Below are 12579 nucleotides of genomic sequence, written 5' to 3'. Positions count from 1 at the left end.
ATGCCCTCCCCGCCTTCAGCGCGCAGCGAGCCTTCCGATCAGCGCAACCACAGCAATCCCAGCGCGCCCAGCACGATGCTGATCAGGCCGATGAAGCGGATCTGGCCGTCGCTCATGGCCAGCACGCGGGCGAACACCTCGCGCCAGCGCGCCGGGCTGAGCAGCGGCATCAGCCCTTCGATGATCAGCACCAGCGCCAGCGCGCTGAGCAGCTCGTTCACTTGCGTGCAGGAGCGGCAGCGGGCGCGGCGCCGGAGCCCCGCATGGCCTTGAAGAAGTCGCTGTTGGGGTCCACCACCATCACGTCGTTCTTCGTCTTGAAGCTGGCACGGTAGGCCATCAGCGAACGGTAGAACTGCGCGAACTGCGGGTCGCGGCCGAAGGCCTCGGCATACAGGGCCGACGCCTTGGCATCACCCTCGCCCATGATCTTCTGCGCATCACGGTAGGCCTCGGCGACGATGATTTCGCGCTGGCGGTCGGCGTCGGCCTTGATCTTCTCGCCCTCGGCGGCACCGGTGGAGCGGGCCTCCGCGGCCACGCGCTTGCGCTCGGAGTCCATGCGGCGGTAGACCGAATCGGTGATGCTGGACGCGAAGTCCACGCGCTTGATGCGCACGTCGACGATCTCGATGCCGAACTGCTTGGCCTCGTCGGCCAGGCGCTTGCGCACGTCCTGCATGATCTTTTCGCGCTCGGTCGCCAGCACGGCGATGACGGTGCGCTTGGTCACTTCCTCGTTGAACGCAGCCTGCACGACGGGCGCCAGGCGGTTCTCGACGTTGCGGATGTCGACGCCGCTGTTGCGGATGAACTGGCGCGGCTCGGCGATGCGCCACTTGATGAGCCAGTCGATGACCAGGCTCTTCTTCTCGGCCGTGAAGATAGCGCGCGACTCGGGGCTGTCCAGCGTCTGCACGCGGCGGTCCAGCAGCACGACGTTCTGGAACGGCGGCGGCAGCTTGCCGTGCAGGCCCGGCTCGGTGATGACTTCCTTGATCTCGCCCAGCGCGTAGACCGCGGCGAACTGCCGCTGGTCAACCACGAACAGCATGGACGAGGCCAGCATCAGCGCGACGAGGACGCCGGCAACGATGGCGGCAATTCGGTTCATGTGGGGGCTCCTCGATCAGCGGCCGTCGCGGCTGCGCTGGTTGTCACGGCTGCGCAGGTCGTTGGCGCTGGGCAGGTTCTGCGGCTCGGGCAGCGTCGTGGGCTGCGGCGGCGACACGGTCACGGTGCCGGAGCTGCCCTGCTGCAGCAGCTTGTCCAGCGGCAGGTACAGCATGTTGGAGCCGTTGCGGCTGTCCACCATGACCTTGCTGACGTTGGCGTAGATCTGCTGCATCGTGTCGATGTAGATGCGGTCGCGCGTGACCTGCGGCGCCTTCTGGTACTCGGCCAGCACGCTCTTGAAGCGTTCGGCATCGCCCTCTGCGCGGGCAATGACGCTGGCCTTGTAGCCCTCGGCCTGCTCGCGCAGCTTGGCGGCATCGCCCTGCGCGCTGGGGATCTTGTCGTTGGCGTAGGCCTGCGCGTCGTTCTTGGCCCGCTCACGGTCGGCATTGGCCTTCTGCACGTCGTCGAACGCGGCCTGCACCTGGTCGGGCGCCTGCACGCTCTCCAGGTTGACGTTCTTGATCTGGACGCCGGCCTTGAGGCGGTCCATCTGCGCCTGGATGGACTTGACGAGGTCGGCCGCGATGGCGTCACGCTGCTCGTACAGCACCGAGTCCATCGCGCTCTTGCCGACGATCTCGCGCACGGCGGATTCGGCGGCCAGCAGCACGGCCTGCTCGGGGTCGCGGTTCTCGAACAGGAAGTCCTTCAGGTCACGGATGGTGAACTGCACCTTGAAGCGGATGTCGACGATGTTCTCGTCCTGCGTCAGCATGGACGAGTCGCGCAGCCCCGTGGCCGCGACAACCGAGTTGCGACCCACTTCCACCTGACGCAGCTGCGACACCGGTTGCACCTCGTGCGCCTGGAACGGATACGGCAGGCGCCACTGGAAGCCGGCCTCCACGGTCTTGTCGTACTTGCCGAAGGACGTGATGACGCCCTGCTGGCCTTCCTGCACGATGAAGAAGCCGCTGGCCAGCCAGCCCAGCGCGACGACACCGGCGATGAGCCCGATGCCGATGCCCGCGCCCTTCATGTCCGGCGCACCGCCGGCGCCGCCGCCCGACGACCCGCCGTTGCGCCCACCGAACATGCCCGAGAGCTTGCGGTTGAAGTCGCGCCACAGCTCGTCGAGGTCGGGCGGGCCGTCGTTGCGGCCGTTGTTCAGCAGCCGGCCTGCGGCTCGCGCGACCGGCGTCATCAGGCGCCGGGCCCAGGGGCTGCGGGGCGGAGTGTTGAGAGTGCTGCTCATGCCTGAGAAGGGTCTGAGGAAGAGGATTCGATGTCTGACGGATCAGCATCGAAACGTGGGTCCCGCTCGTCGGGAATCAAGGGCTGGGCCTGCATGGCCGTCGCGATGAGCTGGCGCAGTTCGGCCAGGCCATCGCCTTCGACGGCGCTGACGAACACGCGCGGCGTCGGCTCGGTCGAGCCATTGGGGCGCAGCATCGCGTCGACGATCTCGCGCGGGCGCTGGTCGTCGGCCAGCAGGTCCTGCTTGTTGTAGACGAGGATCTGCGGCACGCCGCCGGCGCCGATTTCCTCCAGCACGCGCTCTACCTCGGCCATCTGCTCGTCCAGCACCGGGCTGGCGGCATCGACGACATGCAGCAGCAGGTCGGCATCGGCCGCCTCCTGCAGCGTCGCGCGGAAGGCCTCGACAAGTTTGTGCGGCAGGTCGCGGATGAAGCCCACCGTGTCGGACAGCGACACGCTGGCCTCAGCCTGCTCCAGGTAGAGCGAGCGCGTGGTGGTGTCCAGCGTCGCGAACAGCTGGTTGGCGGCATAGGCACGCGCCTTGGTGAGCGCATTGAACAGCGTGCTCTTGCCCGCGTTCGTGTAGCCGACCAGCGAGACCTTGAAGACGCCATTGCGGGAGCGGGACTTGCGCTGCGTGCTGCGCTGCTTCTGCACCTGCTTGAGCCGCTCCTTGGTCTTCTTGATGCGGTCGTCGATCATGCGACGGTCCAGCTCGATCTGCGCCTCGCCGGGGCCGCCGCGCATGCCGATGCCGCCACTCTGGCGCTCCAGGTGGCTCCAGCGGCGCACCAGGCGCGTGGCCAGGTATTGCAGCCGCGCCAGCTCGACCTGCAGCTTGCCCTCGTGGCTCTTGGCGCGCTGCGCGAAGATCTCGAGGATCAGCGCGGTGCGGTCGGCAACGGGCACGCCCAGCACCTTCTCGAGGTTGCGCTGCTGCGCGGGCGAGATGGCCTGGTCGAACAGCACCGTGTGGGCCTGGTGGGCCTGCACGAGCAGCTTGATCTCGTCGGCCTTGCCGGAGCCGACGAACAGCGCGGCGTCGGGCGCCGGGCGGCGGGCGATGACCTTGGCGACCGGCGTGTCGCCGGCGGATTCGGCCAGCAGCGCCAGCTCGTCCAGGCTTTCGTCAAAGCCCTGTTTGGCGGACTGTCGACCGAAATCGACGCCCACAAGAATGGCGCGCGCCGCCTCGGAGGGCGGCGTCGCGGCGTTGGCAGAGGTCGGGGACAAGGGGTCGGGATCAGGCGTCCGCGGGAGCGTCGCCGGCGTGGAAGTTGACCGCGCGGCCCGGCACGACGGTGGAGATCGCGTGCTTGTAGACCATCTGGGTCACCGTGTTGCGGAGCAGCACGACGTACTGGTCAAACGATTCGATGTGGCCTTGCAGCTTGATGCCGTTGACGAGGTAGATCGAAACCGGCACATGCTCTTTGCGCAGCAGGTTCAAAAAGGGGTCCTGCAAAAGTTGGCCTTTGTTGCTCATCGGTATGCTCCGAGTTATCGGGAGGTGGGGACTACGGGTAAGACCTTAACACAGCGTCTTTGTCCCTCCGGAGGTCAGCCTAGGTCTTTTCGTCGAAGGGATTCTTCGAAGAACGTAGCTCTATCTTCAGCGGTGTGCCGACCAGTTTGTAGTGGGCGCGGATGCGGCCTTCCAGGTAGCGCTTGTAGACCTCGGTGACGCCGTCCAGCGCATTGCCGTGGATGACGACGATGGGCGGGTTCTGGCCACCCTGGTGGGCGTAGCGCATCTTGGGGCGCGACACGCCGGAGCGCTTGGGCTGCTGGTGCTCCACGGCCTCCTGGATGAGGCGGGTCAGCACCGGCGTCGTCATCTTGCGGTAGGCGGACGCATAGGCATCGGCCATCGCATTCCACAGGCTGCTGAGCCCCTGCCGCTTCAGCGCCGAGATGTGGTGCATCGGCGCGAACTTCAGGAAGGCCAGGCGCTGCTCGATCTGACGCTGCAGCGTCTCGCGCTGGTAGCTGTCGACGGCGTCCCACTTGTTGCAGGCCAGCACGACGGCGCGGCCGCTGTCGAGGATGTAGCCGGCGATGTGGGCGTCCTGGTCGGTCACGCCCTGGGTCGCATCGAGCAGCAGCAGCACGACGTGCGCGTCGGCGATGGCCTGCAGCGTCTTGACGACCGAGAACTTCTCGATGGCCTCGAAGACCTTGCCCTTGCGGCGCAGGCCGGCGGTGTCGATGAGCTTGAACTTCTGGCCGTTGCGCTCGAAGTCGACCGAGATGGCGTCACGCGTCGTGCCCGGCATGTCGAAGGCGACGAGGCGCTCCTCGCCGAGCCAGGTGTTGATCAGCGTGCTCTTGCCGACGTTGGGGCGGCCGGCCACGGCCAGGCGAATGACGCCGTCCTGCTGCGGGCCGGCGCCGAATTCCTCGCTGGTGTCCTCGAAGGGCTCCAGCACGGCGTCCAGCAGGCTGCGGATGCCCTGCCCGTGCGCCGAAGAGATCGGGTGCGGCTCGCCCATGCCGAGTTCGTGGAACTCGGCCAGCAGCGGCGACTCGCTCATGCCCTCGGCCTTGTTGACGGCCAGGTGCACGCGCTTGTTGACGCTGCGCAGGTAGCGGGCGATGTCGCTGTCGTGGGCCGAAAGCCCTAAGCGGATGTCGACGACGAAGATGACCGCATCGGCCTCGGCAACGGCCTGCTTGGTCTGCTTGGCCATCTCCTTGACGATGCCGGTCGAGCTGTCGGGCTCGAAGCCGCCGGTGTCGATGACGATGAACTCGCGATCGCCCAGGCGGCCGTCGCCGTAGTGGCGGTCGCGCGTCAGGCCGGCGAAGTCGGCCACGATGGCGTCGCGCGACTTCGTCAGGCGGTTGAACAACGTCGACTTGCCCACGTTGGGGCGGCCGACCAGGGCAATGACAGGTTTCATTCGGCCTTGATGGCGAACAGGCCGCCATTCCTGGTGGCGACAAGCGCCGTGTCGCCCAGCAGCGTGATGGCTGCGACGGGCGTGCCGTCGGTGGCGATGCGGGAGCGGGTCTTGCCGGTGTCGCGGTCCAGCAGGTGGACCTGGCCTTCGTAGTCGCCCACGATGATCTGCTTGTTCAGCACCACGGGCGCCGACAACTTGCGCAGCTGGAACTGGTCGGCCGACCAGGCCAGGTCGCCGTTGGCCAGCTTCCAGGCCGACATGCGGTCCGAGGCGTCGCCGGCGACGACGATCTGGTCGTCCGCGCCGATGCCGTTGGTGCCGCCGACGACACGGTTCCACAGCGCGCTGCCGCGCTCGGCGTTCACGCAGCCCACCGACGACTGGAAGGCGCGTGCGCAGATGACGTCGCCCTGGCGCACGGCCGGGCCGACGAGGTCGGCCAGGCGCTCGACCTCGTTGGTGCCGCGCGGCGTGGCGACGCTGGCTTCCCAGCGCAGCTGGCCTTTGAGCGGATCGATGCCCGCCAGGCGCGCGCCCTGGCCGACGATCAGCGTGTCCTTGTAAGCCATCAGCACGCCGGCCTTGGCCAGCGTCAGCGGCTCGCCGGGGCGGCGCAGCTCCCAGATCTTGCGGCCGTCCAGCGCGTCGAACGCGAGGACCTGGCGGTCCAGCGTCAGCGCGAAGACGCGCTCGCCAGCCACCAGCGGCGCGGCAATGACGGGCGTGGGCAGGGCCTTCTTCCAGACCACCGCGCCGTTGTCGAGCACGACCAGCTCGTTGTCGCGGTTGACCACCGCCGCGAAGCGGCCGTCGCTGCCGACGCCGGCAGCCAGCTTGGCGCCGGCCGTGCCGCGCCACAGCTCGCGGCCATCGGCGGCGGCCAGCGCGCGCACGGTGCCGTCGACGCTGGCGACGACGAAGCGGTCACCCGGCGTCGCGATGCTGAGCGGGAAGGTGACGTCGTCGCCCTTGGTGCTCCAGACCACGCGGCCGGAAGCCGGGCCGGTCAACGTCTCCAGCACCGCGGGCTTGTTCTTCGCGTCGCCGAACCAGTTGTTCCACGTATTGCTGATCGTCGAGCAGCCCGACAGCGAGGCCGCGGCCAGCGAGATCAGCGTGATTTGAACGAGGCGCTTCATTGCGCGGCTCCGGTGGTCTCGACGGCAGTGGGCACGCCCAGCGTGGCGAGCTTGGCTTCGATGATGCGGCGGTAGTCCTGCGTCTTCTCCAGACCGGCCAGCGCCTTCTGGTACTCGGCCTTGGCGGCGTCGCGCTTGTCCTGCAGCAGCAGCGCATCACCGCGGCGGTCGGCCACCAGGGCCGAGAACTCGGTGGACTTGATCGCGTCCAGCGTCTTCAGCGCGTCGTCGTGGGCCTTGGCGTCGAGCTGCAGGCCGGCCAGGCGCAGACGGGCCAGGTCGCGGTAGGCGCTCTCCGAACCCTGCTCGGCCACCCAGGTCAGGCTTTGCTTGGCGTCATCGGCCTTGCCCTTGTCCAGCTGCAGCCTGGCGACCTGCAGGCCGGCCTGCGCGGCGAAGCCGGTGCTGGCGAAGCGGGCCTTGAGGTCGCCCGCGGCAGCGGTGGCCTTGTCGAGGTCCTGCGCGCTGACGGCGCGGTCGAACTCGTCGTACATCGCGCTGGCCTGGGCGGCCTGGTCGCGCTGGTACCAGTTCCAGCCCTGCCACGCGGCGAAGGCGGCCAGCGCGGCCGTGATGAGCCAGGTGATGAGGTTGCCCCAGCGCTTCCAGAAGGCCTTGAGCTGGTCCAGTTGTTCTTGTTCTTCGAGGTCGAGATGCGATGCCATGAGAGGAAGTCAGCGTGTTCGGGCAAGGCCCGGGATTATGCGGTGCGCAGTTCGGCCGCCCAGGCGGCCACGTCGGCGAGGGGGCGACTGGTCTGTTCGGTACCGTCCCGAAGCGGCTTCACGGCCACTTCGCCGCGCGCCAGTTCGTCGGCGCCGAACACCAGCGCGTAGCGCGCGCCGGAGCCGTCGGCCTTCTTGAACTGCGACTTGAACGACCCGCCGCCGGCGTGCATCTGCACGCTCACGCCGGCGGCGCGCAGCGCTTCCAGCGTCGGCAGGATGCGCGGCAGCTCGGCCGGGTCGGGCACGACGGCATAGGCGTCGGGCACGGCGGTGGGCGCCTGCAGGCCCAGCGTCTCCAGCAGCAGCAGCAGCCGCTCCAGGCCCATGCCGAAGCCGACCGCCGGCGTGGGCTTGCCGCCCAGCTGCTCGACGAGGCCGTCGTAGCGGCCACCGGCGCAGACGGTGCCCTGGGCGCCCAGCTTGTCCGTCACCCACTCGAAGACGGTGAGGTTGTAGTAGTCCAGCCCGCGCACGAGGCGGGGGTTGATGCGGTAGGCCAGGCCGACCGCATCCAGCAGCGCCTTCACGCCGTTGAAGTGGGCCAGCGAGGCTTCGCCGAGGAAGTCCAGCAGCTTGGGCGCCGCTTCGGCCATGGCCTGCATCGCGGGGTTCTTGGTGTCCAGCACGCGCAGCGGGTTGCTGTACATGCGGGACTTGGCTTCCTCGTCCAGCACGCTCTGGTGCTGCTCGAGGTGGGCGATCAGCGCAGCGCGGTGCGCGGCGCGCTCGTCCGGCTGGCCCAGGCAGTTGATCTCCAGCGAGACGTCCTCGCCCTCCTTCAGCCCCAGCTCGCGCCACAGCGTGCGGGCCAGCAGGATGACTTCGGCATCGACGTCGGGCCCGGCGAAGCCCAGCGCCTCGATGCCCATCTGGTGGAACTGCCGGTAGCGGCCCTTCTGCGGCTTCTCGCGGCGGAACATCGGGCCGACGTAGTAGAGGCGGCGCGGGCTGTCGCGCAGGTAGCTGTGCTCGATCATCGCGCGCACGACGCCGGCAGTGCCCTCGGGGCGCAGCGCCAGGTGCTCAGCCTGGCCGTGCTTGTCGGCGCGGTCTTCGAAGGCGTACATCTCCTTCTCAACGATGTCCGTCACCTCGCCGATGCCGCGCACGAACAGCGCCGTCGGCTCGACGATGGGCACGCGCACGTTGCTGTAGCCGTAGCGCGCCAGCACGCCGCGCATCGTGGCTTCGAGTTGCTCCCAGCGCGCCGATTCCGGCGGCAGGATGTCGTTCATGCCCTTCACCGCCTGCAGCGGCTGGACTTTCTTGGTCTCGCTCATGGAATCCGTGTTCAGGCCGCAGCCGTGGCGCCGAAGCGCTTCTCGATGTAGTTCTCGACCAGCGCGTGGAACTCCTGCGCGATGTTGTCGCCGCGCAGCGTCAGCGCCTTCTCGCCGTCGATGAAGACGGGCGCCGCCGGCGCCTCGCCGGTGCCGGGCAGGCTGATGCCGATGTCGGCATGCTTGCTCTCGCCGGGGCCGTTGACGATGCAGCCCATGACGGCCACCTTCATCTCTTCGACGCCGGGGTACTTGTTGCGCCAGACCGGCATCTGCAGGCGCAGGAAGTCGTCGATCTGCTTGGCCAGTTCCTGGAAGGTCGTGCTGGTGGTGCGGCCACAGCCCGGGCAGGCGGTGACGCTGGGGTTGAAGTGGCGCAGGCCCAGCGACTGCAGGATCTCCAGCGCGACGACCACTTCCTGCGTGCGCGATTCGCCGGGCTGCGGCGTGAGGCTGACGCGGATGGTGTCGCCGATGCCCTCCTGCGCCAGGATGCCCAAGGCGACGGAGGACGCCACCGTGCCCTTGGTGCCCATGCCAGCTTCGGTCAGGCCCAGGTGCAGCGCATAGTCGCAGCGACGGGCCAGCTCGCGGTAGACCGAGATCAGGTCCTGCACGCCGCTGACCTTGCAGCTGATGATGATGTTGTCGGGGTTCATGCCCAGCTCGCGGGCATAGGTGGCCGACGTCAGCGCAGACTCGACCAGCGCCTGGTACATGACCGGCTTGGCATCCCAGGGCTGGGCGCGGCGCGCGTTCTCGTCCATGAACTGCGCGAGCAGCTCCTGGTCCAGGCTGCCCCAGTTGACGCCGATGCGCACGACCTTGTCGTACTTCATCGCGGCTTCGATCATCTGCGCGAACTGCCTGTCCTTCTTCTCGCCCTTGCCGACGTTGCCGGGGTTGATGCGGTACTTGGACAGCGCCTGCGCCATGGCCGGGTACTCGGTCAGCAGGCGGTGGCCGTTGTAGTGGAAGTCGCCCACCAACGGCGTGTCGATGCCCATGCGGTCCAACTGCTCGCGGATGTAGGGCACCTGCTCGGCCGCCTCGGGCGTGTTGACGGTGATGCGCACCATCTCCGAGCCCGCAATCGCCAGCTCCTTGACCTGGATGGCCGTGCCGATGGCGTCCACCGTGTCGGTGTTCGTCATGGACTGCACGCGCACCGGCGCGTCACCGCCGACGGTGACGACACGATTGCCCCAGACCACGCGGGCCTGGCGGCTCTTGCGCGGCGCGGGCGCGGCCTCGGGAATGATCCATTCGCTCATCAATTCAACTCCAGACGGGCGACGTTGTTGCTGGCGCGGGCGGCCAGGTCGACGACGCTGCCGCGCCATTCGATCTTCGTCCCCCCCACGTTGCCGACACGCACCTTGTACGGTGCGGTGCCGGCCAGATCCTGCTGCTCGCCCTGGCGCAGCACGCGCGACAGCACGACCTGCCCCCTGGCATCGACGATCTCGATCCAGCTGTCGGCGCTGGCGCTGACGCGCAGCGCCGGGCCGGTGGCCGCGGCTGGCACGGGCGCCGGCGTGGCGGCCGGCGGCGGGGCGACGTCACGCACCTGCAGCGGCGCGGACGCGACGACGGCCGGCACCGGCGCGGTCAGCGTCACGGGGGCCGACGCGACCGGCTCGGCAGCGGCGGGCGCGGGCACGAACTCGACCGGCGCGCTGGCCACGGCCGTCACCACGCCCGAGGCCGGGAAGGCGGCGGCCGGTGCCGATGCAGCCTCGCGCTCCGGCAGCCAGCCGGCGGGAATCCAGTAGATGGCCGCCGCGGCGATCAGCAGCAAGGCAGGGCCCCAGACCACGGGCCGCGCGACGAGGGCCAGCACGCCGCCGTCGATGGGGCCGCCCGCGCTGCGCTCGCGGAAGGGCTGGTTCAGCCCGGGGCGCATGTCGAACTGCTGGTCGCGCGTGCGCGGCAGCAGCGCCAGCACGGGCGCCGCGTCCACCTTCAGCGCGCGGCAGACCGACGTGGCCAGCGCGCGCGCGAAGGTCGCGTCGGGCAGGTCGTCGTAGCGGTCGGCCTCCAGCGCCTCCAGCTTGGCCTGGGGCACCTTGAGCATGACGGCCAGCGCCGCGATGTGCAGGCCACGCTGCTGGCGCGCGCTCCTCAGCCAGGCGCCAGCGGTGGCGGCCTGGGGGTCACGTCCCTCGGAGATGGGTTCCATCGTCTCTTCTTGTTGTCGGCCGCCAGGCGGCTCAGTCTTCGTAGCGGCCGGCGTCCAGCGCCTGCGTTTCCGGGGCCTGCGGGAACTTGCGGCGCAGGATCAGGGCCAGGTCGTCGACGACATTGCTGTGGCCCAGCTTTCGCTCGATGCGCAGCTGCAGCCAGACGCTCTGCGCGTTCATCTGCTCGGGCTGGTCGTTGACGCGCTTCACATAGAAGCGGGCGCGCTCCAGCTCGCGGTTGCGATACAGCACCTCGGACAGGTTGACGGCGATGACGGGGCTGCCAGGGTCCAGCTCGAAGGCGCGCGACAGCGTCTTCTCGGCCACCAGCAGGCGGCCGGCGCGGGCCTCGCAGACGCCCTTGGCCAGCAGCGTGCGGGCCGGTGCGCGGTAGGTGGACTGCGCCAGCGCCTGGTCGAACAGCGAGTCGGCCGTGGCCCAGCGCTGCTGCTGGCACAGGAACCAGCCGTAGTTGTGCAGCGTGTCGGGGTCGTTGGGGTAGACGGCCAGCGCGCGGCGGAAGGTTTCCTCGGCGAGCTGGTGGTCGCCCATGGCGGCGTAGATGAGGCCGCGCAGGTTCACGGCCTCGCGCATGTCGGGCTTGACCTGCAGCGCGAGCTTGAGCTCGTCCAGCGCCGTGGGGAACTGGCCGCGCGAGAAATAGCCCTGCGCCAGCTCCAGCCGGATGGCCGCACGGCGGTCGGCGTCGGTCTGGTCGGAGTCGGTCTTGATCTCGCGGTCGGCGGTGGGCGCGGTGCCGGTGCTGGCACAGGCGGCCAGCAGACAGGCAGTCAGGACGGTCAGCAGTCGCTTCATCAAATCCTCGTGGTTGGACACCCAGCGTGTCACGGCGTGGATTTGGCCACCGCCACGGGGGCTCTGACCATGCGGATATGCGCGCGGGTGCGGTCCTGCACCTCGCCGGCCAGCTGGCCGCAGGCGGCGTCGATGTCGTCACCGCGCGTCTTGCGCACGGTGGTCACGATGCCGGCCTGGATCAGCACTTCGGCAAAGGCCTGCACTCGCGCGTTCGTGCTGCGGATCAGGCCGGATGCCGGGAACGGGTTGAACGGGATCAGGTTGATCTTGCAGTTGACCCGGCCCTTGAGCAGCTTCAGCAGCTCCCTCGCCTGCTCCGGCGAATCGTTCACCTCCTGCAGCATGCAGTACTCGAAGGTGATGAAGTCGCGCGGCGCCTTCTCGAGGTAGCGATTGCAGCTGTCCAGCAGCTCGGCGATCGGGTACTTCTTGTTCAGCGGCACGAGCTGGTCGCGCAGCGGGTCGGTCGGCGCATGCAGGCTGACGGCCAGCGCCACGGGGCAGTCCTCGCGCAGCCGGTCGATCATCGGCACGACGCCGGAGGTCGACACCGTCACGCGGCGGCGGCTCAGGCCGTATCCATGGTCGTCCAGCATGGTCTTCAGCGACGGCACGAGCTGGTCGTAGTTCTGCAGCGGCTCGCCCATGCCCATCATCACGACGTTGGAGATGACGCGCTCGGTCGTGTTCTGGCGCTTGCGCAGCGAATGCTCGGCAAACCACAGCTGGGCCGTGATCTCGGCCGTCGTCAGGTTGCGGCTGAAGCCCTGGTGGCCGGTGGAGCAGAAACGGCAGCCCACGGCGCAACCGGCCTGGCTGGAAATGCACAGCGTGCCGCGATCGTCTTCGGGGATGAACACGGCCTCGACCGCATTGCCGGCACCGACGTCGAACAGCCACTTGATGGTGCCGTCGGCCGACACGTGCTCCGAGATCACCGGCAGCGCCGAGATGTGGGCACGGCCCTTGAGCTTGTCGCGCAAGGACTTGGCGAGGTCGGACATCTGGTCGAAGTCCGACGCGCCTTTCTGGTGGACCCAGCGGAACAGCTGGGTCGCACGGAATTTCTTTTCGCCCAGTTGCTCGCAATAGGCGGCCAAGCCTGGCAGATCGAAACCGAGCAGGTTGACCGCGTCCATACGAAC

13 protein-coding genes are annotated in these 12579 nt (G+C 68.7%); all 13 read right to left on the bottom strand.

What is annotated here, in order from left to right; translation table 11 throughout:
• Positions 1-38 precede the first annotated feature (38 nt).
• The 13 genes from AC1Q7O_RS02835 to rlmN all read right to left on the bottom strand — a co-directional run bounded on the left by AC1Q7O_RS02835 (position 39) and on the right by rlmN (position 12573).
• A complete protein-coding gene (locus tag AC1Q7O_RS02835; protein WP_492658514.1) occupies positions 39-221 on the bottom strand; it encodes a DUF2065 domain-containing protein in 183 nt (60 codons plus the stop codon).
• The gene (gene hflC / locus AC1Q7O_RS02830; protein WP_492658515.1) at positions 218-1114 is read right to left on the bottom strand and encodes a protease modulator HflC; all 897 of its coding nucleotides are present in this window, start codon (positions 1112-1114) and stop codon (positions 218-220) included. Before hflC ends, AC1Q7O_RS02835 begins: the two co-directional genes overlap by 4 nt.
• Positions 1115-1129: 15 nt before the next feature.
• The gene (gene hflK, locus AC1Q7O_RS02825; protein WP_492658516.1) at positions 1130-2374 is read right to left on the bottom strand and encodes an FtsH protease activity modulator HflK; all 1245 of its coding nucleotides are present in this window, start codon (positions 2372-2374) and stop codon (positions 1130-1132) included.
• Positions 2371-3612: a GTPase HflX gene (gene hflX / locus AC1Q7O_RS02820; RefSeq protein WP_492658517.1), complete on the bottom strand. Its 1242-nt coding sequence runs from the start codon at positions 3610-3612 to the stop codon at positions 2371-2373. Before hflX ends, hflK begins: the two co-directional genes overlap by 4 nt.
• 10 nt (positions 3613-3622) lie before the next feature.
• Complete coding sequence (gene hfq, locus AC1Q7O_RS02815) at positions 3623-3865, bottom strand: RNA chaperone Hfq (RefSeq protein ID WP_056198163.1); 243 nt, start codon at positions 3863-3865, stop codon at positions 3623-3625.
• Positions 3866-3944: 79 nt separating this feature from the next.
• Entirely contained in the window at positions 3945-5282 is a 1338-nt protein-coding gene (gene der / locus AC1Q7O_RS02810) for a ribosome biogenesis GTPase Der (protein ID WP_492658518.1), read from the bottom strand.
• Positions 5279-6424 carry an outer membrane protein assembly factor BamB gene (gene bamB / locus AC1Q7O_RS02805; protein WP_492658519.1) on the bottom strand — a complete coding sequence of 382 codons (1146 nt, stop codon included), beginning with the start codon at positions 6422-6424 and terminating at the stop codon, positions 5279-5281. The genes der and bamB overlap by 4 nt, the downstream gene beginning before the upstream one ends.
• A complete protein-coding gene (locus AC1Q7O_RS02800) occupies positions 6421-7089 on the bottom strand; it encodes a YfgM family protein (RefSeq protein ID WP_492658520.1) in 669 nt (222 codons plus the stop codon). Before AC1Q7O_RS02800 ends, bamB begins: the two co-directional genes overlap by 4 nt.
• A gap of 35 nt (positions 7090-7124) precedes the next feature.
• Complete coding sequence (gene hisS, locus AC1Q7O_RS02795; RefSeq protein ID WP_492658521.1) at positions 7125-8432, bottom strand: histidine--tRNA ligase; 1308 nt, start codon at positions 8430-8432, stop codon at positions 7125-7127.
• An 11-nt stretch (positions 8433-8443) separates the two neighbouring features.
• Positions 8444-9706 carry a flavodoxin-dependent (E)-4-hydroxy-3-methylbut-2-enyl-diphosphate synthase gene (gene ispG, locus AC1Q7O_RS02790; RefSeq protein ID WP_492658522.1) on the bottom strand — a complete coding sequence of 421 codons (1263 nt, stop codon included), beginning with the start codon at positions 9704-9706 and terminating at the stop codon, positions 8444-8446.
• Positions 9706-10614 carry a helix-turn-helix domain-containing protein gene (locus tag AC1Q7O_RS02785; protein ID WP_492658523.1) on the bottom strand — a complete coding sequence of 303 codons (909 nt, stop codon included), beginning with the start codon at positions 10612-10614 and terminating at the stop codon, positions 9706-9708. Before AC1Q7O_RS02785 ends, ispG begins: the two co-directional genes overlap by 1 nt.
• A gap of 31 nt (positions 10615-10645) precedes the next feature.
• Positions 10646-11431, bottom strand: a complete 786-nt coding sequence (gene pilW / locus AC1Q7O_RS02780) for a type IV pilus biogenesis/stability protein PilW (RefSeq protein ID WP_492658524.1) — start codon at positions 11429-11431, stop codon at positions 10646-10648.
• A 29-nt stretch (positions 11432-11460) separates the two neighbouring features.
• Complete coding sequence (rlmN, locus tag AC1Q7O_RS02775) at positions 11461-12573, bottom strand: dual-specificity RNA methyltransferase RlmN (RefSeq protein ID WP_492658525.1); 1113 nt, start codon at positions 12571-12573, stop codon at positions 11461-11463.
• Positions 12574-12579 lie beyond the last annotated feature (6 nt).

This window comes from Roseateles sp. GW823-FHT07B05 (genome assembly GCF_058794515.1).
This window is presented reverse-complemented; position numbering and strand designations above follow the sequence as displayed.

Bases quoted from the DNA above. Each gene is read 5' to 3' on its own strand.
- AC1Q7O_RS02800 (WP_492658520.1), bottom strand. From the start codon at position 7,089: ATGGCATCGCATCTCGACCTCGAAGAACAAGAACAACTGGACCAGCTC.
- AC1Q7O_RS02785 (WP_492658523.1), bottom strand. From the start codon at position 10,614: ATGGAACCCATCTCCGAGGGACGTGACCCCCAGGCCGCCACCGCTGGC.
- bamB (WP_492658519.1), bottom strand. From the start codon at position 6,424: ATGAAGCGCCTCGTTCAAATCACGCTGATCTCGCTGGCCGCGGCCTCG.
- hfq (WP_056198163.1), bottom strand. From the start codon at position 3,865: ATGAGCAACAAAGGCCAACTTTTGCAGGACCCCTTTTTGAACCTGCTG.
- hisS (WP_492658521.1), bottom strand. From the start codon at position 8,432: ATGAGCGAGACCAAGAAAGTCCAGCCGCTGCAGGCGGTGAAGGGCATG.
- ispG (WP_492658522.1), bottom strand. From the start codon at position 9,706: ATGAGCGAATGGATCATTCCCGAGGCCGCGCCCGCGCCGCGCAAGAGC.
- pilW (WP_492658524.1), bottom strand. From the start codon at position 11,431: ATGAAGCGACTGCTGACCGTCCTGACTGCCTGTCTGCTGGCCGCCTGT.
- hflK (WP_492658516.1), bottom strand. From the start codon at position 2,374: ATGAGCAGCACTCTCAACACTCCGCCCCGCAGCCCCTGGGCCCGGCGC.
- der (WP_492658518.1), bottom strand. From the start codon at position 5,282: ATGAAACCTGTCATTGCCCTGGTCGGCCGCCCCAACGTGGGCAAGTCG.
- rlmN (WP_492658525.1), bottom strand. From the start codon at position 12,573: ATGGACGCGGTCAACCTGCTCGGTTTCGATCTGCCAGGCTTGGCCGCC.
- hflC (WP_492658515.1), bottom strand. From the start codon at position 1,114: ATGAACCGAATTGCCGCCATCGTTGCCGGCGTCCTCGTCGCGCTGATG.